The sequence below is a fragment of the Mesorhizobium sp. CA12 genome (assembly GCF_020165255.1).
Taxonomy (GTDB): Bacteria; Pseudomonadota; Alphaproteobacteria; order Rhizobiales; family Rhizobiaceae; genus Mesorhizobium.
The window spans coordinates 166,532-192,821 of the sequence record NZ_JAIUHT010000011.1 but is presented as its reverse complement, the minus strand read 5'-3'; the positions used below and the strand labels follow the sequence as shown (position 1 = coordinate 192,821).

Below are 26,290 nucleotides of genomic sequence, written 5' to 3'. Positions count from 1 at the left end.
CCTCATCCGGCCGCTGCGCGGCCACCTTCTTCCACAAGGGGAGAAGGGAAGTCCCGCCTTGCCAAACGCATTCCCCCTGCTATTCTCTCAGCGAAAATAATTTTACACACAGGCAAACTTGTTTCTCGCTCGGAGGAGGGTTTGAGATGAGCCAATCGCCCTACCCTGCCGTCCTGTCCGGACCGCCGCGTCCGAGCCTGATCCTGCGCCCCGGCGAGATCAGCCTGCCGCCAGGCGTGGAACGCTACACCGTGCAGGGCAATGGCGCGGTGCTGATCGACGTCGAGGCGGGCGACAGCGTCAGCGTGAGCAATGTCGAAGGCGGCCAGCCCTGCGAGCTGCTGGCCTGGGACAAATCAGGCGCGACGGATCCCGGCATTTTCGGCGAGCGGTCGAACAGCAATGCCGCCGGCATCAAGGCGCTGCTTGCTGAGGGCGACGACAGCCTCTCGGCGCTGCGTCTCAGCCTTGAGCGCCGCAGCGTGCAACTCGACCAGCCGAAGGCCGTGCACGTTTTCGGCGGCGCCACGCCGGCCGGCACCGAGCAGAGCTTTGCCATCCAGCGCGACGGCGCGCTGCTGATCGCGGCGCCAGGCGGGCCGATGCTGGTCGACGGCCACAACACCGCGACGCCGCTGACCGTTCTGGTGCGCCGCGCCACGATCCGGCTGAAGACGAGGTCGCAGCTTGCCGATCCGCTTGCCGATCCGGTGCTTGATCTTCGGGTGAAGTCGGCGACCGCCGAGGCCTATTTCGTCAAGGCCGGCGATTATCTGCAGATCATCGATGTCGATGGCCGGCAATGCACCGACTTCCAGTGTTTTTCCGCGCGCAAGCTGGACAAGGGGCGCGACCTGCCGCTCGACGTGACGACGACCCGCACGCTGATGGGTTCGGCCTATCCGATGCCCGGCTTGCATTCGAAATACTACGACCAGGACATGGAGCCGCTGGTCGAGGTGGTGCAGGACACTTGCGGCCGCCACGACGCCTTCGCACTCGCCTGCGCCGCCAAATATTACGACGACATCGGCTATCCCGGACACACCAACTGCTCGGAGAATTTCAACAAGGCGCTGTCGGACAAGGGCGTGACGCCCCGCGCCGGCTGGATGGCGATCAATTTCTTCTTCAACACGGCGATCGACGCGCATGGCGTGATGGTGTCGGACGAGCCGTGGTCGCGACCTGGCGACTATGTGCTCTTGCGCGCCCTGACCGACATCGTCTGCGTCTCCTCGGCCTGCCCGGACGACACCACGCCCGCCAATGGCTGGGACCTCACCGACATCCATGTGCGCGCCTATTCAGGCCAGCACAAATTCTCGCGAGCGATCGCCAGACGCATGAAGCCCGACTCGGAACCGAAAATGACCCGCGAGACAGCCTTTCATTCGAGCTTTGCCAAGCACACGCGCGACTTCGTCGAATATCGCGGCTATTGGCTCGCCAATTCCTTCGCCAAGGAAGGCCCCATCGCCGAATACTGGGCCTGCCGGCAGGCCGCCGTGATCATGGACCTATCGCCGCTGCGCAAGTTCGAGGTCACCGGTCCGGATGCCGAAGCGCTGCTGCAATACACGCTGACCCGCGACGTCAAGAAGCTCGGCGTCGGCCAGGTCGTCTATACCGCGATGTGCTACGAGCATGGCGGCATGATCGACGACGGGACGTTGCTCAGGCTCGGCAAGGATAATTTTCGCTGGGTCGGCGGCGACGATCTTTCCGGCGAATGGTTGCGCGAGATGGCGAAAAAACTCGGCCTCAACGTGCTGGTGCGCTCCTCCACCGACCAGATGCACAACATCGCCGTGCAGGGGCCGAAGAGCCGCGACATATTGAAGGAAGTGGTCTGGACCTCGCCCGTGCAGCCCTCGATCGGCGAGCTCGAATGGTTCCGCTTCGCCGTCGCGCGCATCGGCGGAGGCAATGGCGTGCCCGTCGTCATCTCGCGCACCGGCTACACCGGCGAGCTCGGCTACGAGATCTGGTGCCATCCGCGCGACGCCGAAAAAGTGTTCGACGCCGTCTGGGAGGCCGGCCAGCCGCACGGCCTGAAGCCGATGGGCCTGCAGGCGCTCGATATGGTGCGCATCGAGGCGGGACTGATCTTCGCCGGTTACGAATTCTCCGACCAGACCGATCCGTTCGAGGCCGGCATTGGCTTCACCGTGCCACTCAAGACCAAGGCCGACGACTTCATCGGCCGCGAGGCGCTGATCCGGCGCAAGGAGCATCCGCAGCACAAGCTCGTCGGTCTCGACATCGATGCCAATGTCGCCGTCGGCCACGGCGACTGCGTCCATGTCGGCCGTGCCCAGATCGGCGTCGTCACCTCCGGCATGCGCTCGCCGGTGCTCGGCAAGACCATCGCGCTGGCACGGCTCGACGTCACTCACGCCGAGATCGGCACGGAGGTCGAGATCGGCAAGCTCGACGGCCACGCCAAGCGGCTGCCGGCGCGTGTCGTGGGCTTCGCCCATTACGATCCGCAGAAGACCAAGCCGCGTTCCTGATAGCGGCAACCCTTGCCTTCTTCCGTTGTGGGAGTAGGTGGCCGAGCGAAGTTCGGTCGGATGAGGGGTATTCCAGAAGACGCCAGCCGCGCACTTCGCTGGAACACCCCTCATCCGTCTCGGCGCTACGCGCCGATCCACCTTCTTCCACAAAGGAGAGAAGGAAAGAGCATGTTTCGCAAGCGCGATGTGCATGACATCCACAAAACGCTTGACGCGAAAGCGCGTCGGATCAATCTTCACTCTTAAGAAAAAAATACGACTGAGTGGAAACACGACAGACCGACGCCGATTTGCCGGGGAGCAAGCTTCGCAAGAGCCGAAGCATCGCTGGCGGGGAACAACAAAAAGGGGAAGACACAAGATATGAGCACGATAAGCACGGCCCTCGAGCAGCCTGTCGAAAGCAAGCTGCTCAGGCATATCGACTGGCGTGGCGCCTTCTGGGTGGCAAGCGGCGTTCCAGCGCTGGTCCTGTTCTCGATCGGCGGCATTGCCGGCACGACCGGAACACTGGCCTTCCTGATCTGGACGGTGTCCATGATCATGGGTTTCCTGCAATCCTTCACCTATGCCGAGATCGCCGGCCTGTTCCCGAATAAATCCGGCGGTGCCTCGATCTACGGCGCCACGGCATGGCTGCGCTATTCCAAGTTCATCGCGCCGCTATCGGTGTGGTGCAACTGGTTCGCCTGGTCGCCGGTGCTGTCGCTCGGCTGCTCGATCGCCGCCGCCTACATCCTCAACGCGCTGGCGCCGATCCCGGCCTTCACCGAGACATCGCCGGAAGTCGTCGCCTACATCGCTGCGCATGCCGGAACGGCGCCCGCCGACGCCATCGCCGCGGTGGCGGCTGCCGCCACGCCCGCGATCCGCACCTGGTCGCTGTTCAGCCATACGCTGGGTCCAGTGTCCTTCACCTTCAACGCCACCTTCTTCATCGGCGCGGTGCTGATGCTGATCATCTTCGCGATCCAGCATCGCGGCATCCTCGGCACGGCCAATGTGCAGAAATATATCGGCCTGCTGGTCATCGTCCCGATGCTGATCGTCGGCGTCGTGCCGATCTTCACCGGCCAGATCGACTGGGCGAACTTCTCGCCGCTGGTGCCGTTGGCGGCCGCCTACGCGCCCGATCCGGGTTCGTGGAACATCGCCGGCTGGACGCTGGTGCTGGGCGGCATGTTCATCGCGGCATGGTCGACCTACGGCTTCGAGACGGCCGTCTGCTACACGTCGGAGTTCAAGAACCCCGGCACTGACACGTTCAAGGCGATCTTCTATTCCGGCCTGCTCTGCATGCTGCTGTTCATCCTGGTGCCCTTCACCTTCCAGGGCGTGCTCGGCCTGAACGGCATGCTGGCGACGCCGATCGTCGACGGCTCGGGCGTCGCCGACGCGCTGGCCGGCATGGTCGGCGGCGGCAAGATCATCCACAGCCTGCTGGTCATGCTGATGATCCTGGCCCTGGTGCTCTGCATCATGACGGCGATGGCCGGCTCCTCGCGCACGCTCTACCAGGGTTCGGTCGACGGCTGGCTGCCGCGCTATCTCAGCCACGTTAATGAGCATGGCGCGCCGACGCGGGCGATGTGGACCGACCTCTGCTTCAACCTGATCGTGCTGGCCATCGCCTCGGCCGACGCGACGAGCTTCTTCTTCATCCTCGCCGTGTCGAATTGCGGCTACATCATCTTCAACTTCCTCAACCTCAATGCCGGCTGGATCCATCGCATCGACAACGGCCACATCAACCGCCCCTGGAAGGCGCCGACCTGGCTGCTCGGCATCGGCGCGATCTTCGCCTATGTGAACGCCATCTTCATGGGCGCCGGCGCCAAGGTGTGGAACCCGATGGCGCTGTGGGCCGGCCTGATCACCGCTGCCTTGATCATCCCGGTGTTCTGCTTCCGCCACTACGTCCAGGACAAGGGCAAGTTCCCCGAACACATGCTGGCAGACCTCGGCATGGCGGGGGCCGACCTCTCGGTCAAGAAGGCGGGCATGCTGCCTTACCTGACGCTGATTGCCGGCGTGGTGGTGATGCTGATCGCCAACTGGGTGTTCGTCATCTGACGCGGCAGCCTTGAATACAGACGGGCGCGCCTCGGCGCGCCCGTTCTTTTTTGCGATCGCCCGTCCCGGCATCAGCCGGCCTTTCGGACCGCCTCGCTTACAAAGAGCCGATTTTCTGGACGCTTCAGGCCGAGATTCTCGCGCAGCGTCGAACCTTTATGGCGTTGCTGAGAAAGAATTCTGTTTTGCGGAAGCCTTGCCGCAGCGCATTTTTCCGCCCCGCGGACCTTGACGCGGATCATCCGCCACCGGCTTTCGCCGATGGCGGATGATCCAAGGTTGCCACCTTTTATTCCGCAGCCAAGGCCAGCTGCGGTCTTTCGATGCCTTCGACGTTCTCCGGCTCGGGCACCTGCTCGTCGGTCTTGGCCTTCTTCGGCGCGCGGCCGAAGAACAGGGCGTAGCCGGCCGGCAGCACCAGGATGGTGAGCACGGTGGCGACGAGGATGCCGCCCATCATGGCGTAGGCCAGCGGCCCCCAGAAAACGCCGCGCGAGATCGGGATCAGCGCCAGGACCGCGGTCAGCGCCGTCAGCATGATCGGCCGGAAGCGGCGCACGGCTGCACCCACGATCGCTTCCGATCGCTCCATGCCGGCGGCGATATCCTGGTCTATCTGATCGACCAGGATGATCGAGTTGCGCATGATGATGCCGAGCAGCGCGATGACGCCGAGGATGGCGACGAAGCCGAACGGCGCGCCGCTGATCAGCAGCGCCGCTGCGGCGCCGATGATGCCGAGCGGTCCGGTGGCCAGCACCAGCATCGACTTGCCGAAATGCTGCAGCTGGACCATCAGCAGCACGACGATGACGGCGAGCATGATCGGCGCCTTGGCGGCGATCGAGGCCTGGCTTTCGGCCGAGTCCTCGGCGCCGCCCTGGATCTCGACGTTGTAGCCGGGTGCAAGACTGGCGCGCAGGTCCTTCATGTCGTTGTACATCTTGGTGACGACGTCGTTGGACTGCACGCCGTCCGGCAGCGTGGCGCGCACGCTGATCGTCGGCAGGCGGTCGCGCCGCCATTCGACGCCCTGCTCCATCACCGGCACGACCTTGGCCACTTGCGAGAGCGGCACCGATCCGCCGAAGTCGGTGGGGATATAGACCGAGTCGACCGAAGAGAGCAGGTGACGGGTCGCCTCCGGCTCGCGGGCGACGATCGAGACCGTCTCCTCGCCGTCGCGGAAGTCGTCTAGCGGCGCGCCGGACATGGTGGCCTGCAGCATCTGACGGATGCGCTGCGAGGTGACCCCGAGGGCTCGGGCACGATCCTGGTCGATCACCAGCTTCATCGCCGGCACCGGTTCCAGCCAGTCGTCGTGGATGGCGCCGAGCAGCGGATTGGCCTGGAACCTCGCCTTCACCTCGTCGGCGATGCGGCGCACCTCCTTGCGGTCCGGGCCCATGACACGCATCTGCACCGGCCAGCCGGTCGGCGGACCGAGGAAGAGGCGGTCGACCTTGCCGCGGATCGAGGGGAAGTCCTGCGCCAGGATCTTGCGCATCTTGACGATCAGCCGCTCGCGCGCCGGCTCGTCCTTGGCCATGACCAGCAGCTGGGCGAAGTTCGGGTTACGGAGCTGCTGGTCGAGCGGCAGGAAGAAGCGTGGTGCGCCTTCGCCGATATAGGTGGCGATGAAGCGCTTGTCCGGATCGTCCGCCATCTTGCCTTCAAACGACTTGGCCTGGTTTTCGACATCCTTGATCGAGGTGCCTTCCGGCAGCCACAGGTCGACCAGGATTTCCGGGCGCGAGGATTGCGGAAAGAAGTTCTGCGGGATGAACTGGAAGGCCCACAGGCTGGTGGCAAAAGTAACCAGCGTCATCACCAAAACGATGATGCGGTGGCGCACGGCCCAGGTGACCGTTGCGCGCAGCCGGCGATAGAAGCCGGTATCGAAGACATCGTGATGAGTGCCCGCATGCTTGCGCTGCTTGAGGATCATGTAGCCCAGCCACGGCGTGAAATAGACCGCGACGAACCACGACACGACCAGCGCGATGCCGACGACATAGAACAGCGTGCGCACATATTCGCCGGCGGTGGAGGCGGCGAAGCCGACCGGGATGAAGCCGGCCGTGGTGATCAGCGTGCCGGTCAGCATCGGGAAAGCGGTCGAGGTGTAGGCGAAGCTCGCCGCCTCGATCTTGACCAGCCCCTCCTCCAGCTTTCGCTCCATCATCTCGACGACGATCATGGCGTCGTCGACCAAAAGGCCGAGCGCAATGATGAGCGCGCCGAGCGAGATGCGCTGCAGGTCGATGCCGATCTCGTACATGATGGCGAAGGTGGCGGCCAAGACGAGCGGGATGGCGATGGCGATCACCAGGCCCGAGCGCCAACCGATCGACAGCAGCGAGACTGCAAGGACGATCAGCAGCGCCTCGCCGAGCGCCTCCATGAACTCGCTCACCGCGTCCTTGACGACCTGGGGCTGGTCGGAGATCTGATCGACCGACACGCCATAGGGCAGCCCTGCCTCGAAGCGCTGATAGGTCGCCTCGACATCCTTGCCGACATCCCTGACGTTAAAACCCTTGGCCATGACGACGCCGAGCTGGACGCTCTGATGGCCGTTGAAGAGGTATTTGTTGTCGTAAGGATCCTGGAGGCCGGAAGAGACCGTGGCGATGTCGCCGAGGCGCGTCACCTGGTTGCCCGAACGCAGCCTGAGCTCGCGGATATCCGCGGCCTTGGTGACATCGCCCTCGACCGAGATGCGCACCGAGCGCAGGCCGGTGTCGACCGAGCCCGCCGGATCGACGGCGTTCTGCCCTTTCACGGCGTTTTGCAGGTCAAGGATGGTCAGGCCGCGCTCGGCCAACGCCTTGGACGAGACATCGATATAGATCTTCTCAGGCTGGTCGCCGATGATGACGGCCTTCTCGACGCCCGGCGTCGTCAACAGCATGTCGCGCGCCTGGATGGCGAACTTCTTCAGCTCCGGATAGGTGAAGCCGTCGCCGCTGATCGAATGCAGCGTGATGAAGGTGTCGCCGAACTCGTCGTTGAAATAGGGGCCTAGCAGGCCCTGGGGCAATTCATTGGAGATGTCGCCGACCTTCTTGCGCACCTGGTAGAAGGCGTCCTTCACTTCCTCGGTGTTGGTGTCGCCCTTGACCTGCAAGGTGATGATGGCGCTGCCGGCGCGGGTGTAGGAACGGACGAAATCGAGATGCGGCGTTTCCTGCAGCTTGCGCTCGATCTTGTTGACGACCTGATCCTCCATGTCCTGGATCGAGGCGCCGGGCCAGACCGCCTGCACCACCATGACGCGGAAGGTGAAGTCGGGGTCTTCCTTCTGGCCCATGCGCATCAGGCCGAGCGCGCCGGCAAGGATGATCAGCCCGAACAGGAAGCGCGCGATGCTCGGATGTCCGATCGCCCAACGCGAAAGATTGAAGGGCCGCTTTTCAGTGCTGCTGTCGCTGGTGGTCATGGCACACGTCCAGTCCAATTGATCGGCAAGGCACGCTCGCTCGGCATGCCGCTTCCAGTTCGGTGGGCTTCCGGGCGGCGAGACCCCTCAAGCGGAGAGAGCTCGCAAATCGCGCTCGACGCGGCACTGCTGCGGGGGAGCCAACATGCCGGCATCTCACGATCGGGGCGTTCGCCGCCCGGAACCCATGCTTTCCCCGGCCCGCGGCGCAAGCAGCGAGAGCGGGAAAGGCGTTCGTTACGCCTGACTTCAGGTTTTAGTTCGATGCATGTCGTTGTCCCAAAACCGCTTCGCACTTTTGGGCGACAAGCATCAGTGCAGGCTGCTGGTGGTCGCGACGTCGTCCTCCGCCGAGGCGGATTGCTGGGCGTCGCTTGCAAACTTGACCTTCAGATTCTCGGTCATGAACTGTGTGCCGGCCGCCACCACGACGTCGCCCTGTTTGAGGCCGTCCGCCACGGCGACACCGTCGGCAGTGAAGTTGGCGACCTTGATCGGGCGCAGATGGACTGTTTCGGAGGCGCGGTCGACCGTCCAGACGATCTGCTTGCCATCCTTCTCGGTCATCGCGGTCAACGGGATCGACACGAGCTGCGCCTTGCTGCCGACGGTTGCCTCGACATTGGCCGTCATGCCGAGCAGCACGCGCGGATCGTTGGGCAGCGACACCCGGACAGCGAAGGTACGCGACTGCGGATCGGCGCTGCCGGCGACCTCGCGGACCCTGCCGTCAAGCGTCAGCCCTTCGTCCGACCAGAAGCTCGCCTTGACTTCCTTGCCGGGCTTGAACCCTGCAATATCCATCTCCGGCACCGCGATCGAAACTTCCTTCTCGCCGTCCACCGCGACCGTCATGACCGGCGTGCCGGCGCCGACCACCTGGCCGACATCGGCGGAGATGGCGGTGACGATGCCGGCCTGGCTGGCCTTGAGATCGGTGTAATGGACCTGGTTCTGCGCCTGGGCCAGCGTCGAGCGGGCGGCATCGCGCGTCGCCACGGCCTGGTCGTAGGCCAGCCGCGCCTGATCGAGCTGCGACTTCGGCGCGAAGTTCTTGGCATAGAGCTGCTCGGCGCGCTTCCTGGCGAGATCGACTGTTTCGACCTGGCGTTCGGCGGCGTCCAGGCTGGCCTGCGCGCTCTTCACCGACAGCTCGTAGTCGGACGGGTCGACGCGGGCGAGCACGTCGCCTTCATTCACATGCTGGCCGATATCGACCAGACGCTCGGTGACCTTGCCGGCGATGCGGAAGCCGAGGTTCATCTCGATGCGGGCGCGCACCGAACCGGAATAGTCGAGCTGGCGAGTGGTCCGCGCCTCGCCGATCTCGACCACCTTGACCGGCCGGACGACTTCCTGAACGACCTCGGCCTTTTCCTGGCTGCAGCCGCCGAGGGCAAGCGCGGCGACGACGACGCCGATGGCGGGAAGGCCGGCGGCCGGCAGCCTGCGGAGGATGGAACTGGGCAAAGACACTTTAGCACTCCCGAACTGGAGATGATCTGCCGACCGCACGCGGCGGACGGCTTCTATTTCAAGGCTCTGATGGCGTAGTCGATAAGTTCGTCGGGCATTGCCCGGTTGGTCTTGGCAAGGCACTGCGCCACCATCTGCGGGTGGCACAGAATGACGGTGGCGGCGCCGAAGCAGCGCGCGGCGGTTTCAGGATCCTGCTGCCTGAACTCGCCTGCCTCGATGCCCTCGCGGATCACCTCGGCGAACAGGTCGTGGATACTGTTGACATGCTTGTCGATGACGGACCAGTCGCGCTCCAGCGCGACGATAACCATCTCATGCACCTTCTGCTCGTCGAGCATGGTCTCGAGCGTCATCTTGTACTGGGCATGAATATAGCGGCTCAGTCGCTCCTCGGCGCTGATCGGGAGATGCATGATCTCATAGGCCATGTTGTAGCTGGCGCCGAGCATGCGGCCGCAGACGGCCTGGTGGATTTCGACCTTGGAGGCAAAGAAGCGGTAGATGTTGGCGGGCGACATGCCGAGCTCGCGAGCGATGTCGGCAACATTGGTCTTACCGTAGCCATAGTGGCGGAACAGGCGCTCGGCGCAGTCGAGAATGCGGGTCACATTCTCCTGTCTGGCGGGATCTGCCACGATGTTGGCGGCTTCGGACATAGCGCTTTCGTTTTGATGAGTGACGAATTTCAATTTTCATCAGTCGTAAAACGAAAGCGGCGAGGAGTCAACGCGAAATCGACGTACGCGTATAATTTGGTGACAGATGGTGACAGGAGGGAGGTCGGTGGCTGGCGACTCCGACAATTTTCGCCGGCACCTGTGAGGTCGTCATCCTAGGGTGGAGCAGTCGCGAAGCGACGTCGCGGAAACCCTAGGATCCATTCCGTGACCATGCGGCCGTGCTCCAACGGGTCGAGAATAGCCGTCAGCGATTGTTGGGCGGATATCAGCGTAACTTCTTGATCCGGCTTCGTTCTTCGACTGATGTCACGGAATGGATCCTCGGGTCTGCGCGCGTCGCTACGCTCCTTGCTTCGCCCGTGGATGACGACCGCGCAGGGGCCAAATGCTAGTTGCCAACGCTGGGGGCTGCGCTCACACCCCCTTCGCCATTTCCCGTAGCCGGAACTTCTGGATCTTCCCCGTCGAGGTCTTCGGGATTTCGGCAAACACCACCGCCTTCGGCACCTTGAAACGGGCCAGCAACCCGCGACAGTGTTCGATGATCTCGGCCTCGGTCGCGCTCTTGCCGGGCTTCAGCTCGACATAGGCGACCGGCACCTCGCCCCATTTGTCGTCCGCGCGGGCAACCACACCGCACGAGGCAACCGACGGATGCCTGTAGAGAGCGTCCTCGACCTCGATGGACGAAATGTTCTCGCCGCCCGAGATGATGATGTCCTTCGAGCGATCCTTGAGCTGGATGTAACCGTCGGGATGCATGACGCCGAGATCGCCGGAATGGAACCAGCCGCCGGCGAACGCTTCGTCGGTGGCCTTGCGGTTCTTCAGATAGCCCTTCATGACGATGTTGCCGCGGAACATGACCTCGCCGATGGTCTCGCCGTCGGGCGGCGTCTCCATCATCGTCCCGGGATCCATCACCGCAAGACCTTCGAGCGCTGCATAGCGCACGCCCTGGCGTGCCTTCTTCTGCGTCCTCGGTCCCTTCTCCAGCGCGTCCCACTCATAGTGCCACTCGTTGACGACGGCCGGGCCGTAGGTTTCGGTCAGGCCGTAGAGATGGGTGACGGCAAAGCCGGCATCGGCCATGCCGGACAGCACGGCCTCCGGCGGGGGCGCTGCGGCGGTGTTGAAGGTGACGGTCTGCGCGAACTGCCGCTTGTCCTCATCCTTCGCGTTGATCAGCACCGACATCACGATCGGCGCGCCGCACAGATGGGTGACGCCGTGGTCGGCGATGGCGTCGTATATCGGCTTTGCCCGCACCCAGCGCAGGCAGACATGGGTGGCGGCCTGCACGGCCAAAGTCCAGGGGAAGCACCAGCCGTTGCAATGGAACATCGGCAGCGTCCAGAGATAAACCGCGTGCTTGGCCATGCCGGCATGGATGGTGTTGGTGTAGGCCATCAGCGCCGCGCCGCGATGGTGATAGACGACGCCCTTCGGATTGCCCGTGGTGCCGGAGGTGTAGTTGAGCGAGATGGCGTCCCACTCGTCATCGGGCATCGACCAGACAAAGGTCTCGTCGCCGGCCGCGACGAACTCCTCGTAATCAGCTGAGCCGATCCGTTCGCCCTTCGGATAGGGTGCGTCGGCGGCATAGTCCCGATCGTCATAGTCGATGACCAATGGCTTCACCTTGGCCAAGGCCAGCGCGTCCTTGACGACGCCCGAGAACTCGCGGTCGACGATCAGCACCTTGCTGTCGGCATGGTCGAGCTGGAACGCGATGACGGCGGCGTCGAGGCGGGTGTTCAGCGAATGCAGCACCGCCTTCACCATCGGCACGCCGAAATGGGCTTCCAGCATCGGCGGCGTGTTGGACAACATCACCGTCACCGTATCGCCCTTGCCGACGCCGTGCTTCGCGAGCGCCGAGGCAAGCTTCAGCGACCGGCGCCAGAAATCGCGATAGGTGATGCGCTGGTTGCCATGAATGATGGCGATGTGGTCGGGATAGGTCTTGGCCGCGCGCTCAAGATAGGTGAGCGGCGTCAGCGGCTGGTGGTTGGCAGCGTTCCTGTCGAGATCCTGTTCGTAAGGATTGGCCATCCCGTTCTCCCCGATGTTCTTTTCGAGCTTTCTAACCTTAGGCCCGCCGTCACGCTATCCCCCTTCCGCGGCTGAAAATGCTATGCTGCGCCGGCTTCGTGGAATGGCGATCCGGATTGGGCCGCACCGCGAGACGATCGCAGCTCGCGCAGGCAAATTTGACTTTTGTCGAGAGCCGTGACTAATGTCAGCCGAGGAGGCGGCATGGCGATCAGACCGGCAGAACAGCTCATCCACAAGGCCGCCTGGCTTTACTATGCGCATGGCCTGCGTCAGGACGAAGTGGCGAGCCAGCTCAACATTTCTCGCGCCTCGGTCGCCATGTATCTGCGCAAGGCGCGCGAGACCGGCATCGTCAACATCTCGACCTCGACCCAGCTCTTCACCGACGACGTCATGGCGCGGCGGCTGGAAGATGCGTTCGATCTCGACGCGGTCTGGATCGCGCCGGAAAATGCCTACCTCGCCGATCCCTCGACCGATATCGCCGTGCTGGCGGCGAGCGTCTTTCTCGAGCTGGTGAAGAAAGGCGACCGCATCGGCGTCGCCTGGGGCCGCACCGTCTATACCATCGCCGACATCATGTCCTATGCCGACCTGCAGGACGTCACCGTGGTGCAGCTCTGCGGCAATCTCGGCGCGCCCTATTCCTACCGGCCCGACCAGTGCACGATGGAGATCGCGCGACGGCTGAATGCCAAGGGCCTCAACTTCTACGCCCCGCTGGTGCTGTCGACGGAAGGCCTGGCGCAAGGTTTGCGTGCCGAGCCGGTGATCCGCGACCAGTTGGCCGGCATCGCCGATTGCGATCTGGCGCTCTATTCCGTCGGCGCGGTTGACGCCGACAGCCATCTGGTGAAATGCGGCGCGCTGTCGGCGGCCGAGATGGAAACGTTGCGGCGCCAGGGTGCGGCCGGCGTCATCGCCGGACAGATCATCGACGCCATGGGCGAAGTGCTCGACTGCAGCTACAATAGGCGCGTCATCTCCGCCGAGCTCGCCTCGCTGCGCGCCATCGAGAAGCGGCTGATGGTGGTGCAGGAAGACACCAAGTTCGAGCCGTTGCTTGCGGCCATCGCCGGCGGGCTGTGCACGCATCTGGTGGTCGGCGCGCATATGGCCGAGCGCCTGCTTCAGCACGCCGGCGCGGCAACGAAAAAGGCCTCGTAGAAAACCACCCTCGCCGCTTCTGTCATCACGACGTCGCGGCCTTCTGTTCATGAGCAAGAAAAGACGGAATCGGACGGATCGACATGCAGAACCTTTGGAATGACGCCGACGCGGAAAAGATGGTTGCCGACTATGCCAGGAAGGGCGTCGGCCGCGACCTTGCGCTGCGCGTCTACACGACCCGACTGCTCGGCGGCGAGCCGCGCCTGGTGCTGCATGGCGGCGGCAACACCTCCTGCAAGACCAAAGCCACCGATCTCGTCGGCGACGAATGGGACGTGCTCTGCGTCAAGGGCAGCGGCTGGGACATGGCGGTCATCGAGCCGCAAGGCCTGCCGGCGGTGAAGATGGGCGCGCTGCTCAAGGCGCGCTCTTTGGACAAGCTCTCCGACGAGGACATGGTGGCGCTGCAGCGCTCCAACCTCATCGATCCGTCCTCGCCCAACCCGTCGGTCGAAACGCTGCTTCATGCCTTCCTGCCGCACAAGTTCGTCGACCACACGCATTCGACAGCGATCCTTGCGATCGTAGACCAGGAAGACAGCAAGGCATTGGTGAAAAAGGTGTTCGGCGACAAGATGGGTTACGTGCCCTACATCAAGCCGGGCTTCGACCTCGCCAAGGCTGCGGCGGAAATCTTCGGCGCCGATCCCAGCGTCGAAGGCCTTATTCTCGACAAGCACGGCATCTTCACCTTCGGCGACGACGCCAGGCAGGCCTATGGCCGCATGATCCACTATGTGACTGTGGCCGAGGATTATGTGGCCAAGAACGGCAAGCCGCAGACGGCCAAGGCAGCATTGCCGGCAAAGCTCGCCAAGCCCAGCGACATCGCGCCGACGCTGCGCGGCGCCGTTGCCGTGGCGCGCGGCGAAGGCCGCTTCGACCGCATGATCAGCGACTTCCGCACCTCGGACGCGATCGTCGACTTCATCAATTCCGCCAAGATCGCCGAGCTGGCCGGGCGCGGGGTATCGACCCCGGACCTGTCGATCCGCATCAAGACCGGACCGATGGCGGTACCGGCGCCCGACGCCGACAAGCTCGGCGACTACAAGGCCGCCGTCCGCAGCCATGTCGATGCCTTCGTCAAGGACTACACCGCCTATTTCGAGACCAATGACGCGCTGGACGATGTCAAGCGCACCATGCTCGACCCGATGCCGCGCCTGACTCTGGTGCCGGGCCTCGGCATGTTCGGCCATGGCCGCACGCTGAAGGAAGCCAAGATCGCGTCGGATGTCGGCGAGATGTGGATCGAGGCGGTGCGCGGCGCGGAAGCGATCGGCAATTTCCATCCACTCTCCAAGGCCGACCTCTTTCCGCTCGAATACTGGTCTCTCGAGCAGGCCAAGCTCGCTTCGAACAAGCCGAAACCGCTGAGCGGCCAGGTGGTGCTGATCACCGGCGGCGCCGGCGCCATCGGCGCCGCGACGGCAAAACTGTTCGCAGCCAATGGCGCGCATGCCGTGATCGTCGATCTCGACCCAGCCAAGGCAGCGGAAGCAGCGAAGGCGGCCGGCAACAACTCGATCGGCGTCGGCGCCGACATCACCAAGCCGGCCGAGATGCGCGCCGCTTTCGACAAGGCGGTCGCCATCTATGGTGGCGTCGACATCCTGGTCTCGAATGCGGGTGCAGCCTGGGAAGGCCGCATCGGCGAATTGGACGACGCGACGCTGCGCAAAAGCTTCGAGCTCAATTTCTTCGCCCACCAGTCGGCGGCGCAGAATGCAGTGCGCATCATGCTGGAACAGGGTACGGGCGGCGTGCTTTTGTTCAACACCTCCAAGCAGGCGATCAATCCCGGCCCGAAATTCGGCGCCTACGGCATCCCGAAAGCCGCGACATTGTTCCTGTCGCGGCAGTATGCGCTTGACTACGGCGCCTATGGCATCCGCTCCAACGCGGTCAACGCCGACCGCATCCGTTCGGGTCTCTTGACCGACGCGATGATCGCCAGCCGTTCCGGCGCGCGCGGCGTGTCCGAAAAAGAATACATGTCCGGCAATCTGCTGGGACAGGAAGTGACGGCCGACGACGTGGCGCAGGCCTTCCTGCACCAGGCGCTGGCCGAGCGCACCACGGCGGATGTGACGACGGTGGACGGCGGCAACATCGCGGCGGCACTGCGCTGAACATGTGGGCATGCATTGGAGCGTTCTTCGTTTCGTGAAAACGAAGAACGCTCCATCGTCCCTGTTTTGACGCCGTTCCGAACTGAAGGCCTTCCGCGCTTCTGCTGAAGAACTGCTCGAACCCGTCAAAATCCACACCAACCCTTCGCGTATTGCTCAACCAGTTTAAGGGGTGCCTCGTGTTTCGCATGCGGCTCCAACCTTGATCATTGGCGGAGCTCCAGATGGCGGCGAAAAGACTTCGTATTGGCGTGCTCTTCGGCGGGCGCTCCGCCGAGCATGAGGTATCGCTGCTTTCGGCAACCAACGTCATGGCTGCTTTGGAGCCGGCGAAATACGACGCCGTGCCGATCTTCGTCACCCGCGAAGGGCAATGGCTGCTGAGCCGCTTCGAGGACGGCGCGCTGGCGGCGCCGTCGGCCGGCACGCAGCTCTGCCTGGTGCCGGGCGGCCATGGACGGATGCTGGCGATCCCCGCCAGCGGCGTGCCTCACGAACTGCCCGCCATCGATATCCTGTTTCCGGTCCTGCACGGCCTGCATGGCGAGGACGGCGCGGTGCAGGGCGTGGCCGAGGTGGCACGCGTGCCGCTCGCCGGCTGCGGCATCCTCGGCTCCGCCACGGCGCTCGACAAGGACATCGCCAAGCGGCTGCTGAAGGCGGCCGGACTGCCTGTGGCGCGCTCGGTGACGATCAATGAAGGTGCCGCGCCTCCGCTCGCCGAACTGGAAGACCAGCTCGGCCTGCCGCTGTTCATCAAGCCGGCGCGGCAGGGCTCGTCGGTCGGCGTCGCGAAGGTCAATGCCAGCCAGGAATTCGACCACGCGCTGGCGGAAGCATTCCAACATGACCGCAAGCTGCTGGCGGAGGAATTCGTCCGTGGCCGAGAGATCGAATACAGCGTGCTGGAGAGCCCCGCGGGCGAACTCTTCGTCTCACGGCCGGGCGAGATCGTGCCTGCGGAGAGCCACGGTTTCTACAACTACAACGCCAAATATATCGACGAGAACGGCGCGGCACTGATCGTGCCAGCCGAGCTGCCGCAGAAGGTCGAGGATGCCATGCGCGATGCGGCTGCAAGGGCGTTCAGGGCGCTCGGCTGCGACGGCATGGCCCGCGTCGACTTCTTCTTGATGCCGGACATGAACTTCCTGATCAACGAGCTCAACACCATTCCCGGCTTCACCAACATCAGCATGTACGCCAAGGCCATGGCGGCGAGCGGCGTCAGCTATCCGGAGGTCATCGACCGTCTGGTGGCGCATGGGCTGGCGCGCGCCGGCCGGTGAAAAAGACCTAAGAATACGAAATCCCGGCAGCGGCCAGTTGGCCATGTCGCCACATCACTCCGGCAGGCCGGCCATGCGGAAGCCGTCGACGAAATGCTCGAGCATCGCGTCGTCGCGAAAGGGCTCCGTCTCGACCCAGCGCCGCGTGGAGAAATGCGGATTGCCGACGAGGAACAGCGCGACCTCGGTGCGCGCCTCGTCGAGACGGCCGAGCTGCGCCAGGCTTGCCGCCAGAAAGCGGCGCGAACTCGTGCGGTAAGTCTCGTCGCGACGCAGCGTCTCGACGGCGGCCTCATAGTCACGGGCCGCATACTGTGCCTGGCCGAGCGTCAGATAGTACCAGCTCGGCGGAAAGGGGTTGAGCCGGAAGGCCTTGCGGATGTGCTCCAGGCCCTCGCTTATCCGCCCGCCCAGCACGTCGATATCGGACAATGTCGCCCAGATATCCGCCTCGTTCGGGTCGAGCTCGATCGCCTTGGCGAATTCCGCCTCGGACCGTTCGAAATCGCGTTCATAGGCAAGAAGGTTCGCCAGAACCCAGCGGCAACCGGCATCGTTGGGATCGATCGCCACAGCCTTGCGCGCCAGTTCCAGGGCCGTGCTGCGGGCGGGCTCGAACGGCTCGCCCCAATGCACCCAGCCCATCCAATGGTTCATGGCGAGCCAGCGATAGGCCTCGGCATAGTCCGGGTCGAGCGAGACCGCGCGCGTCAGCATCAGATGCGCTTCGCGCGCCATTTGCGGCGACTCGTCGAACAGTTTTCGCGCCCGCACGACGAGATCATAGGCTTCGAGGCTCTTCGGCCGGTTGCGCTCCGGCAATGCGCGCAGCCGCCCGAGCAGCGCCTCGACGATTTTGGCCGTCGCTTCGTCCTGAACGGCGAAAATGTCCTCAAGGCTGCGATCGAAACGCTCCGCCCAGAGATGCTCGCCGCTCAGCGCATCGATCAACTGGGCATTGATGCGCACCCGCCCCGCGGCGCGCCTGGCGCTGCCTTCCAGCAGGTATCGTACGCCGAGCTGCGCGGCGATGGCGCGCACATCCATGGCCTTGCCCTTATAGGCAAAGACCGAGTTGCGCGCGATGACGAAGAGGCCCGGGATTCGGGAGAGATCGGTGATCAGGTCTTCGGTCAGGCCGTCGGCGAAAGAGTCCTGCTCGGGATCGCTGCTCAGATTGACGAAGGGCAGCACGGCAATCGACGGCTTGTCGGGCAGCGGCAAGGGTTTGCGTGGGGCATCGGGCCGTTCGACGGTGCCGGTGAAGCGGTAGCCGACGCGCGGCACCGTGGCGATCCATTCACCGCCACCGGTCGCCGGACCAAGCAGCTTCCTGAGCTGCGCGATCTGGACGGTGAGATTGCCTTCCTCGACGGCGGTGCCCGGCCAGGCCGCATCCATCAGCTCGGCCTTGGCCAGGATCTCGCCCGGACGCGCGACGAGCGCCTCCAGCAGCTTCAGCCCGCGATGGCCGGCTGCGACGGGAACATCGCCCCGGAGCAGCGTTCCCGCGCCCGGATCAAGCACGAACGGTCCGAAAGCGAAGCGCGATCCCTGCATGCGGCGATCTATAGAGCAATTCCAGGAAAATTGTGAAGCGGTTAAGTTCGGCGACTTCGCCGTAACCATCCGTCCGGAATTGCGTAAAAACAAAGGGATAGAGCGGTTCGCCGTTTTCGTGAAACGGTGAACCGCTCTAGCCGATTTGGAAGTTTTGAGAACTATTTGGGACGGCTTAATTACGCCGCCGGCCGCCTGCGGCACAGTGCAATCTCAATCAGGTCGAGGGTGTTCAAAACCCCTTATTGGATGGAGGTTGCCATGAACGATAGCTTCACGCCCTCTACGTGTCTGGCGGCGGCACCGGCAATGCACTCAAGGCGCGGGCGCTTCAGCCTGGCGGCCTTGCGCAGCCTTATCGCCGAGCGGCGCAAGCAGGCCTATTTCCGCTTCGAGCTCAAGCGCATGGCGACGGACAATCCGCATCTGATTGACGACATCGGGCTGACGAGAAAAGAGGTCGAGGCGGAGATCGCCAAGCTGCCCTTCTGGCAGCGATAGACCGCCTTGGGCCGGCTGAAGGGCAGAGAGCGGCCCGTTGGACCGCTCTCTTCATTTGCGACCGTCCGAACCTTACTTAGCGTTCGGGTTCGGCATCCAGGCCGGCATCGCGACATCGGCATGGGCGAACTGCGGCAGCTTGGCCGACAGATCTTCCATGTTCTTGATGTCCTTGTCGATCAGCTCCTTCTGGGTGATCAGCGTCGGCGGCACGATGACGTTGTGGCCGGGATCTTCGCCTGCGAGCAGCTGCGCCAGCGCGCGCACCGAGACCTGGCCGACGACGGCCGGGTTGGTGGCGGCGGTTGCTGCCCAGGCGCTGTCCGGCTCGCGCATGGCGGCGATGTCCGAGGTCGAGATGTCGGCCGAATAGATCTTGATCTTCTTGTTCAGCCCGGCCTCGTCGACGGCGATCTTCACACCCTTGGCGAACTCGTCATAGGGGGCGAACATCACGTTGATGTCGGGATGCGCCTGCAGCACCGAGCGCGCCTGGTTGGCGACGGAGTTGGCGATCGGGTTGTCGAGCGTGCCGAACATGGCGACCTCGTTGATGCCCGAGTACTTCTTCTTCACGTCGACCCAGGTCTCGTTGCGGCGGTCGAGCGGAGCGATGCCGGCGACATAGACATAGCCGGCCTTCCAGCTCTCGCCATTGTCCTTGACCGCCTGCTCGAGCGCGAGCTTCGCCAGGTCGCGGTCGGACTGCTCGACCTGCGGGATCTTCGGGTTCTCGACATTGACGTCGAAGGCGACGACCTTGATGCCGGCGTCGACGGCGCGCTGGGCGGCGTCCTTCATCGATTCCGTCAGACCGTGCTGGATGATGATGCCCTGCACGCCGAGCGCGATCGCCTGGTCGACCATGTCGGCCTGGAGTGCTGCGTCCTGGCGGCTGTCCAGCACGCGCAGGTCGACGCCGAGCGCCTTGGCTTGCGCCTCGACGCCGGAGAGATAGGCCTGGAAGAAGTCGCCGGTCGACAGATAGCGCACCAGCGCGATCTTGACGCCCGGCTTGTCGAACGGCGCCGGACGGTCCGCGGCAAGCGCCGTCCCCTGCATCAGCAGCGCCGCGCCGGCGAGGCCGAGTGCCGCCTTCCCCAAAAGTCTTCTTGTGATGCTCACTTCGTTTTCCTCCATTTGTTATGCCCCGGTCGAAACTATCTCTTGCCCCTGCCGGAAAGGGCGAAGGTGAAGACAAGGGCGACGACAAGCACCGCGCCCTTGACGAAATCCTGCGTGTAGTAAGGCGCGTTCATCATCGTCAGGCCTTGCAGCAGGACGCCGACGAACACCGCGCCGACGGCGGTGCCGAAGGCGTTTGGCTTGGCGGCGCCAAGCACCGCGTAGCCGATGAGCGCCGCCGCGACTGCGTCGAGCAAGAGATTATTACCCGAGGCGATGTCGCCGCGTCCAAGCCGGGCGGCGAGCAAAATCCCGCCGATCGAGGCAAAAACTCCCGAAATCACATAAGCCCAGATCTTGTATGCCTTGACAGGCGCGCCGGCGAGCTCGGCCGCCCTCTCATTGCTGCCGACGGCATACATCATGCGGCCGAAGCGCGTGTATTCGAGGAAGAACCAGATCAGCGCCGCGAGCACGACGAGCACGACGACCGAGACCGGGATCAGGTTCGGGATGAAGAAGTCGATGCGGTGGCGGCCGAGCGCCAGGAAGGCTTCCGAGAACTTACCGTTGGCGACCGAGCCGTCGGGCATGGTCATGCCGGTGGCGATCGAGCGGCCTTCCGTCGGAATGCGCTGCAGGCCGAGCAGCAGGAACATCATGCCGAGCGTGGCCAGAAGATCGGGCACGCGCATATAGACGATCAGCCAGCCATTGATCAGGCCGACGATGACGCCGATGACCAGGCAGGCGATGACGGCGACGATCGCGTTCTGCTCCAGCACGACCATGGCGTAGGAGGCCGCCATCATGGCGCTGGTGGCGACCGAGCCGATCGACAGATCGAAGCCGCCGACGACGAGCGTCGCGGTGACGCCGAGCGCCAGCACGCCGGTGATGGCCACCGACTGGAAGATGAACACAGCGCTTTGCGGCGAAGCGAAGCCATCGGCGGCGACCGCGAAATAGGCGATCAGCCCGACCAGCAGGACGATGAAGCCGTAGCGGATGGCGTAATCGCGCAATGTCATCGAACGCTCCCGCGCCGTTGCCTTGCCCGCCAAACTGGAACTCATGCCTGCACTCCGAGTCTCGTCATCCTGCGATCTCACGCCGCGCTGTGAAGCGGTCCGCCGGCCACTTCCGCCAGCAGCCGGTCGAGATCGATGTCATCGTTGCGGTGCTCGCCGACGATCGTGTGTTCCGACATCACCAGGATGCGGTCGGCGGTCTCCAGCGCCTCGTCGAGCTCGGTAACGAAGATCAGCGTCGCGCGGCCGTCGGCGCTTGCCCTCAGCTTGGCGGCGATGTCGCGACGCGCCGAAATGTCGACACCCTGGAAAGGCTCGTCGAGGATGAACAGGCGCGAGGCCTGCGACATCCAGCGCGCCACCATCACCTTCTGCTGGTTGCCGCCGGAGAGCGCCGACAGCTCGTCCCTCTCCGAGCGGCAGACGATACCCAGCTCGTCGATCTGGCGGCGGGCGGCGATGCGCTCGGCGCGCTTCTTCATGACGCCGAAGCCCGACATGCGTTTGAGGAACGGCAGGCTGATGTTGCGTTCGATGTTGAAGCCGCCGACGATGCCGCTCGCGGCGCGGTCCTTGGCGACCAGGAAGACGCCGGCGGCGATTGCCTCGCGCGCCGAGCCCGGCGCGTAGGGTTTGCCGTCCATGTGCATGGTGCCGGCGAGCGGCCGGCGCACGCCGAACAGCGTTTCCGCCAAAGCCGTCTTGCCGACGCCGACTAGGCCGGTGATCGCCACCACCTCGCCGGCGCCGAGCGTCATCGAGATCGGTCTCGATCCTTGCGCGAGCCGCAACCCTTCGGCGGAGAACACGGCTCGGGCCGAGCTTCTGGCAACTACCCTGTCGAGATGGATCTTGCGGCCGAGCATGGCGTTGACCGCGCCCTCATAGTCGAGCGGCTTGTTGTCGAAAACGCCGGAGACGACGCCGTCGCGCATCGACACGATGCGGTCGGCGAGCCGCCTGATGTCGGACATGCGATGCGAGATATAAAGGATGGCGACGCCCTGCCCGCGCAGCCGGTCAATGAGCGAAAACAACCGATCGGCCTCGGCGCTCGATAGCGAAGAGGTCGGCTCGTCGAGGATCAGGACCTTAGGCCGATGCGCCATGGCGCGGGCGATGGCCACCATCTGCCGATCCGCCAACGACAAGTCGCTGACGCGCGCCTTGAGGTCGATGGCAAGTCCCATGCGGTCGGCGACGGCTCTCGCCTCGGCGCGGACATTGGCAGGCTTGAAAAGCAACGACGCGCCTTTGCCGCTTAGCCGGTCGAGCGTCAGATTGGTGGCGACGTCGAGGTCGGCGACGACGCCGTCATTGATGTTCTGGTGCACGGTGACGACACCGGCGCGGATGGCTTCGGCGGGTGTCTGCGGGTCGAAGGCCTTGCCGGCAAGCCGCATCGAGCCTGCGCCGTGTTCGTAGACGCCGCTGACGATCTTGACCAGGGTGGATTTGCCGGCGCCGTTGGCGCCCATGAGCACGGTCACCTCGCCCGCAAAGAGGTCGAGCGAGATGCCACCAAGCACCTCGTTCTGGCCGAAGGATTTCCTCAGGCCCTCCACATGGAACACGGCATCTGCGCCCATCCATTCCTCCCGGATCGTGACGCTATGGGCTCATTCGGCAATTGTCAACACGATTGACATTTGCCAGAGCGCTTCCTAGCTTGGCCCCGCCGCTGTGGCTCCGCTATCGTCGGAAACCACGCGCAGGAGGGAGAGCATGACCGGGAAGTTCGAAGCATTGTCGGTGGAAACGCTGCCGAAGCGCCTTGGCGAGACCGCGGCGCTGACCGCGCGCATCGGCAAGGACACCAGCCGCTGGAAGGTACAGGAGGTCGGCGACGGCAATCTCAACCTCGTCTTCATCGTCGAAGGCGACAAGGGTGCCGCGGTGGTCAAGCAGGCGCTGCCCTATGTGCGGCTGGTCGGCGACAGCTGGCCGCTGCCCTTAAAACGCTCCTTCTTCGAATATCATGCACTGACCAGGCAGGAGCGCCGTGCGCCGGGCTCGGTACCGGCGATCTACCATTTCGACGAGACCCAGGCGCTGATCGTGATGGAGTATCTGGCGCCGCCGCACATCATCCTCAGGCGGGCGCTGATCGACGGCCGCGAGCTGCCGAACATCGCACGCGACATCGGCCTGTTCATGGCGCGCACGCTGTTCCGCGGCTCCGACCTGTCGATGGCAGCCAAGGAGCGCAAGGCCGATCTTGCGCTGTTCGCCGACAATGTCGAGCTGTGCGACATCACCGAGAACCTGGTGTTCTCCGACCCCTATTTCGACGCCAAGATGAACCGGCATACCTCGCCGCAGCTCGACGGCCTGGTCGCCGAGCTGCGCGCCGACCGCGACCTCAAGGTCGAGGCGCAGCGGCTGAAGCATCTGTTCGCCGCCAATGCCGAGACGCTGCTGCATGGCGACCTGCATTCCGGCTCGATCATGGTGACCGACAGCGAGACCCGGATGATCGATCCGGAATTCGCCTTCTACGGCCCGATCGCCTTCGATGTCGGCATGCTGCTTGCCAATTTCTGGATGGCCTTCTTCTCGCAGCGCGGCCACGAGGAGAAAGGTAGCCGCGACTCCATGCGCGCCTATCTGCTCGGCGTCACCGCCGAGACCTGGGCGACCTTCCGCGCCGAGTTCTCGCATCTGTGGCGGACCGAGCGCAGCGGCATGCTCTACCAGAGGAGCCTGTTCGAGGATCAGGGCGATCTGCTCGGCGCCGAGCAGGCGCTCGACCACGTGCTGCATTCGATCTGGACCGACCTGCTGGGCTTTGCCGGCATCGAGGTGCACCGGCGCATCCTGGGTCTCGCCCACAATGCCGATTTCGAGACCATTGCCGATCAAGACCTGCGCGCCAGATGTGAAGCCAAGGCTTTGCGCTTCGGCCGCCATATCGCCGTCAACCGGCGCCAGATCCACAGCATCGACGAGGTCAACAAGCTGGCCGCGCTGATCGAACAGGAGAAGAGCCTTTGAACGTCGGCAAACGCCACTATCGCACCATCTGGCTCAGCGACGACAAGCGCTCGGTCGAGATCATCGACCAGCGCTGGCTGCCGCATGAATTCCGCATCGAGAAGATCGGAAGCGTCACCGGCATCGCCACCGCGATCCGCGACATGTGGGTGCGCGGCGCGCCGCTGATCGGCGTCACCGCGGCCTATGGCGTCGCCATCCAGATGATGGACGACCCGTCGGACGAAGCGCTCGACGCGGTGTGGGAGACGCTGCACAGGACACGGCCGACGGCCATCAATCTGCGCTGGGCGTTGGACGAGATGCGCCGGCACCTCAAGCCGTTCGCGCCTGCAGAGCGTGCCGAAGCGGCCTACAGGCGGGCCACGGAGATCGCCGATGAGGATGTCAGGCTGAACCGCGCCATCGGCGAAAACGGGGTTGCGATAATCAGGCAGATCGCGGCGAAGAAGAAGCCGGGCGAGCGCGTCAACATCCTCACCCATTGCAATGCCGGCTGGCTGGCGACGGTCGATTACGGCACCGCCACCGCGCCGATCTACCTGGCGACCGAGGCCGGCATTCCGGTGCATGTCTATGTCGACGAGACGAGGCCGCGCAACCAGGGCGCCCAGCTCACCGCCTGGGAAATGGCGGGACACGGCGTACCGCACACGCTGATCGTCGACAATGCGGGAGGCCACCTGATGCAGCGCGGCGACATCGACATGGTGATCGTCGGCACCGACCGCACCACGGCCGATGGCGACGTCTGCAACAAGATCGGCACCTATCTCAAGGCACTCGCGGCCTCCGACAACGACGTGCCCTTCTATGTCGCGCTCCCCTCGCCCACCATCGACTGGACCGTGGCCGACGGGCTGAAGGAAATCCCGATCGAGGAGCGCTCCGGCGACGAGGTTTCGCTGGTGTGGGGCAAGACGGCCGACGGAAAGGTCGCGCAGGTGCGCGTCTCGCCGGATGCGACGCCAGCGGCGAACCCAGCCTTCGACGTGACGCCGGCGCGGCTGGTGACAGGGCTGATCACCGAGCGCGGCGTGGCCAAGGCCTCGCGCGAGGGGCTGAAAGCGATGTTCCCGGAGCGTGGGTGACTAGCTGATCTCCCCAGCACGTCGTCATTCTCGGGCTTGACCCGAGAATCCATGCCGTGACCTCCGTCATCGAGCGCAACGGTGCAGAATTCTGTAACCGTGGCAATGCCTTAGCGCCACGGCATGGATCCTAGGGTCTGTGCGCGTCGCTTCGCTCCTTACTCCGCCTTAGGATGACGACCGCGATGTCATCGCCAGTTGACACTATTGCCCTGCTCTCTCATAAAACCTGCGTTAATGTTCTCAGGGCGGGGTGAAAGTCCCCACCGGCGGTAAGGGCGATTTCGATCGCTCAAGCCCGCGAGCGCCTTCCGCGTAAACGGAAGGGTCAGCAGATCCGGTGTGATTCCGGAGCCGACGGTTAAAGTCCGGATGGAAGAGAACGCACGCAGAAGACGGTCCGCTGGCGCGGGCCGCGTTTTTGCGTCGTGCGTCCTGATTCTGGTTCGAAACGGAAGGAAGGACCCATGAATCAGCATTTCCTCAAAGACCATACTGTCCGTCATGTCGCCGTCATCCGGGCGCGCTGGCATGCCGATATCGTCGACCAATGCGTGACGGCCTTCGAGACGGAGCTTGCCGCCCTCGGCGGCTTTGCCGTCGAGGTCTTCGACGTGCCGGGCGCCTACGAGATTCCGCTGCACGCCAAGACGGTTGCCGAGACCGGCCGTTACGCCGCGATTCTCGGCACCGCCTTTGTCGTCAATGGCGGCATCTACCGGCACGACTTCGTGGCGAGCGCCGTCATTGACGGCATGATGAACGTGCAGCTTGCGACCGGCGTGCCGGTGCTGTCGGCGGTGCTGACGCCGCACAACTACCATGACAGCGCCGAGCACCATCGCTTCTTCCATGAGCATTTCACCGTGAAGGGCAAGGAAGCGGCGAAGGCCTGCGTCGAAATCCTCGCCGCGCGCTCACGCATCGCCGCATGAAAGCAAAACCTAAAGCGTGGAGCCTGAATCCTTTTCAGCGCGACGCGCTTTAGGCCCGGCCGCGGCCGGATTTCAGCCCTGCAACAAGAATTGCGGCCGAAAAGGCTCCGAAAGGTTGCGGTAGCTCCGAAATCCGGCCAGAAGCAACGGGGCCGCCCGACGCCCGGGCGGCCTTTTCAAACACGGGCTCGAACCAGATACGGGAGAC

At 64.1% G+C, this 26,290-nt stretch carries 18 protein-coding genes and 1 riboswitch; of the genes, 9 read left to right on the top strand and 9 right to left on the bottom strand.

Annotated features, from left to right (window positions below; translation table 11 throughout):
- The first annotated feature begins 146 nt into the window (after positions 1-146).
- Together LB520_RS19520 and LB520_RS19515 are read left to right on the top strand one after the other, a co-directional pair.
- The gene (locus LB520_RS19520; protein WP_224638541.1) at positions 147-2,516 is read left to right on the top strand and encodes a DUF1989 domain-containing protein; all 2,370 of its coding nucleotides are present in this window, start codon (positions 147-149) and stop codon (positions 2,514-2,516) included.
- A 366-nt stretch (positions 2,517-2,882) separates the two neighbouring features.
- Positions 2,883-4,592, top strand: coding sequence for an APC family permease (locus LB520_RS19515; RefSeq protein ID WP_140844239.1), 1,710 nt, complete (start codon positions 2,883-2,885; stop codon positions 4,590-4,592).
- 71 nt (positions 4,593-4,663) lie between these two features.
- On the opposite strand, the gene LB520_RS19510 is transcribed toward LB520_RS19515, so the two are convergent.
- From LB520_RS19510 to LB520_RS19490, 5 genes are all read right to left on the bottom strand, one after another.
- Positions 4,664-4,834 carry a hypothetical protein gene (locus tag LB520_RS19510; RefSeq protein ID WP_224638540.1) on the bottom strand — a complete coding sequence of 57 codons (171 nt, stop codon included), beginning with the start codon at positions 4,832-4,834 and terminating at the stop codon, positions 4,664-4,666.
- 47 nt (positions 4,835-4,881) lie between these two features.
- A complete protein-coding gene (locus LB520_RS19505; RefSeq protein WP_224638539.1) occupies positions 4,882-8,034 on the bottom strand; it encodes an efflux RND transporter permease subunit in 3,153 nt (1,050 codons plus the stop codon).
- Between the two features lie 312 nt (positions 8,035-8,346).
- A complete protein-coding gene (locus LB520_RS19500) occupies positions 8,347-9,480 on the bottom strand; it encodes an efflux RND transporter periplasmic adaptor subunit (protein ID WP_411969908.1) in 1,134 nt (377 codons plus the stop codon).
- Between the two features lie 83 nt (positions 9,481-9,563).
- Positions 9,564-10,169, bottom strand: coding sequence for a TetR family transcriptional regulator (locus LB520_RS19495; protein WP_140543365.1), 606 nt, complete (start codon positions 10,167-10,169; stop codon positions 9,564-9,566).
- Between the two features lie 438 nt (positions 10,170-10,607).
- Positions 10,608-12,248: an acyl-CoA synthetase gene (locus LB520_RS19490; protein WP_224638537.1), complete on the bottom strand. Its 1,641-nt coding sequence runs from the start codon at positions 12,246-12,248 to the stop codon at positions 10,608-10,610.
- Positions 12,249-12,452: 204 nt separating this feature from the next.
- Between LB520_RS19490 and LB520_RS19485 the strand changes: the two genes are divergently transcribed.
- The 3 genes from LB520_RS19485 to LB520_RS19475 all read left to right on the top strand — a co-directional run bounded on the left by LB520_RS19485 (position 12,453) and on the right by LB520_RS19475 (position 16,845).
- Entirely contained in the window at positions 12,453-13,418 is a 966-nt protein-coding gene (locus tag LB520_RS19485; RefSeq protein WP_224601179.1) for a sugar-binding transcriptional regulator, read from the top strand.
- Between the two features lie 83 nt (positions 13,419-13,501).
- Positions 13,502-15,556 (top strand): bifunctional aldolase/short-chain dehydrogenase, encoded by a 2,055-nt coding sequence (locus LB520_RS19480; protein ID WP_224638536.1) that lies wholly within the window; start codon positions 13,502-13,504, stop codon positions 15,554-15,556.
- 224 nt (positions 15,557-15,780) lie between these two features.
- Complete coding sequence (locus LB520_RS19475; protein ID WP_224638535.1) at positions 15,781-16,845, top strand: D-alanine--D-alanine ligase family protein; 1,065 nt, start codon at positions 15,781-15,783, stop codon at positions 16,843-16,845.
- A gap of 54 nt (positions 16,846-16,899) precedes the next feature.
- Here LB520_RS19475 and LB520_RS19470 read toward each other — a convergent pair whose 3' ends face one another.
- A complete protein-coding gene (locus LB520_RS19470; RefSeq protein ID WP_224638534.1) occupies positions 16,900-18,405 on the bottom strand; it encodes a winged helix-turn-helix domain-containing tetratricopeptide repeat protein in 1,506 nt (501 codons plus the stop codon).
- A 261-nt stretch (positions 18,406-18,666) separates the two neighbouring features.
- Between LB520_RS19470 and LB520_RS19465 the strand changes: the two genes are divergently transcribed.
- A complete protein-coding gene (locus tag LB520_RS19465) occupies positions 18,667-18,906 on the top strand; it encodes a DUF1127 domain-containing protein (RefSeq protein ID WP_411908991.1) in 240 nt (79 codons plus the stop codon).
- Positions 18,907-18,978: 72 nt separating this feature from the next.
- Here the strand turns inward: LB520_RS19465 and LB520_RS19460 are convergent, their stop codons facing one another.
- The 3 genes from LB520_RS19460 to LB520_RS19450 all read right to left on the bottom strand — a co-directional run bounded on the left by LB520_RS19460 (position 18,979) and on the right by LB520_RS19450 (position 22,651).
- Complete coding sequence (locus tag LB520_RS19460; RefSeq protein WP_095768891.1) at positions 18,979-20,031, bottom strand: substrate-binding domain-containing protein; 1,053 nt, start codon at positions 20,029-20,031, stop codon at positions 18,979-18,981.
- 35 nt (positions 20,032-20,066) lie between these two features.
- The gene (locus LB520_RS19455; RefSeq protein WP_224517907.1) at positions 20,067-21,062 is read right to left on the bottom strand and encodes an ABC transporter permease; all 996 of its coding nucleotides are present in this window, start codon (positions 21,060-21,062) and stop codon (positions 20,067-20,069) included.
- 77 nt (positions 21,063-21,139) lie between these two features.
- A complete protein-coding gene (locus tag LB520_RS19450; RefSeq protein WP_224638533.1) occupies positions 21,140-22,651 on the bottom strand; it encodes a sugar ABC transporter ATP-binding protein in 1,512 nt (503 codons plus the stop codon).
- 136 nt (positions 22,652-22,787) lie between these two features.
- Here LB520_RS19450 and mtnK point away from each other — a divergent pair, with 136 nt between their 5' ends.
- The 3 genes from mtnK (at position 22,788) to LB520_RS19435 (ending at position 26,082) form a co-directional block, all read left to right on the top strand.
- Complete coding sequence (gene mtnK, locus LB520_RS19445; protein WP_224638532.1) at positions 22,788-24,056, top strand: S-methyl-5-thioribose kinase; 1,269 nt, start codon at positions 22,788-22,790, stop codon at positions 24,054-24,056.
- Positions 24,053-25,147 (top strand): S-methyl-5-thioribose-1-phosphate isomerase, encoded by a 1,095-nt coding sequence (gene mtnA, locus LB520_RS19440; protein ID WP_224638531.1) that lies wholly within the window; start codon positions 24,053-24,055, stop codon positions 25,145-25,147. The genes mtnK and mtnA overlap by 4 nt, the downstream gene beginning before the upstream one ends.
- Before the next feature lie 235 nt (positions 25,148-25,382).
- Positions 25,383-25,535: riboswitch (FMN riboswitch) on the top strand.
- A gap of 79 nt (positions 25,536-25,614) precedes the next feature.
- Entirely contained in the window at positions 25,615-26,082 is a 468-nt protein-coding gene (locus LB520_RS19435) for a 6,7-dimethyl-8-ribityllumazine synthase (protein ID WP_224638530.1), read from the top strand.
- Positions 26,083-26,290: the final 208 nt, after the last annotated feature.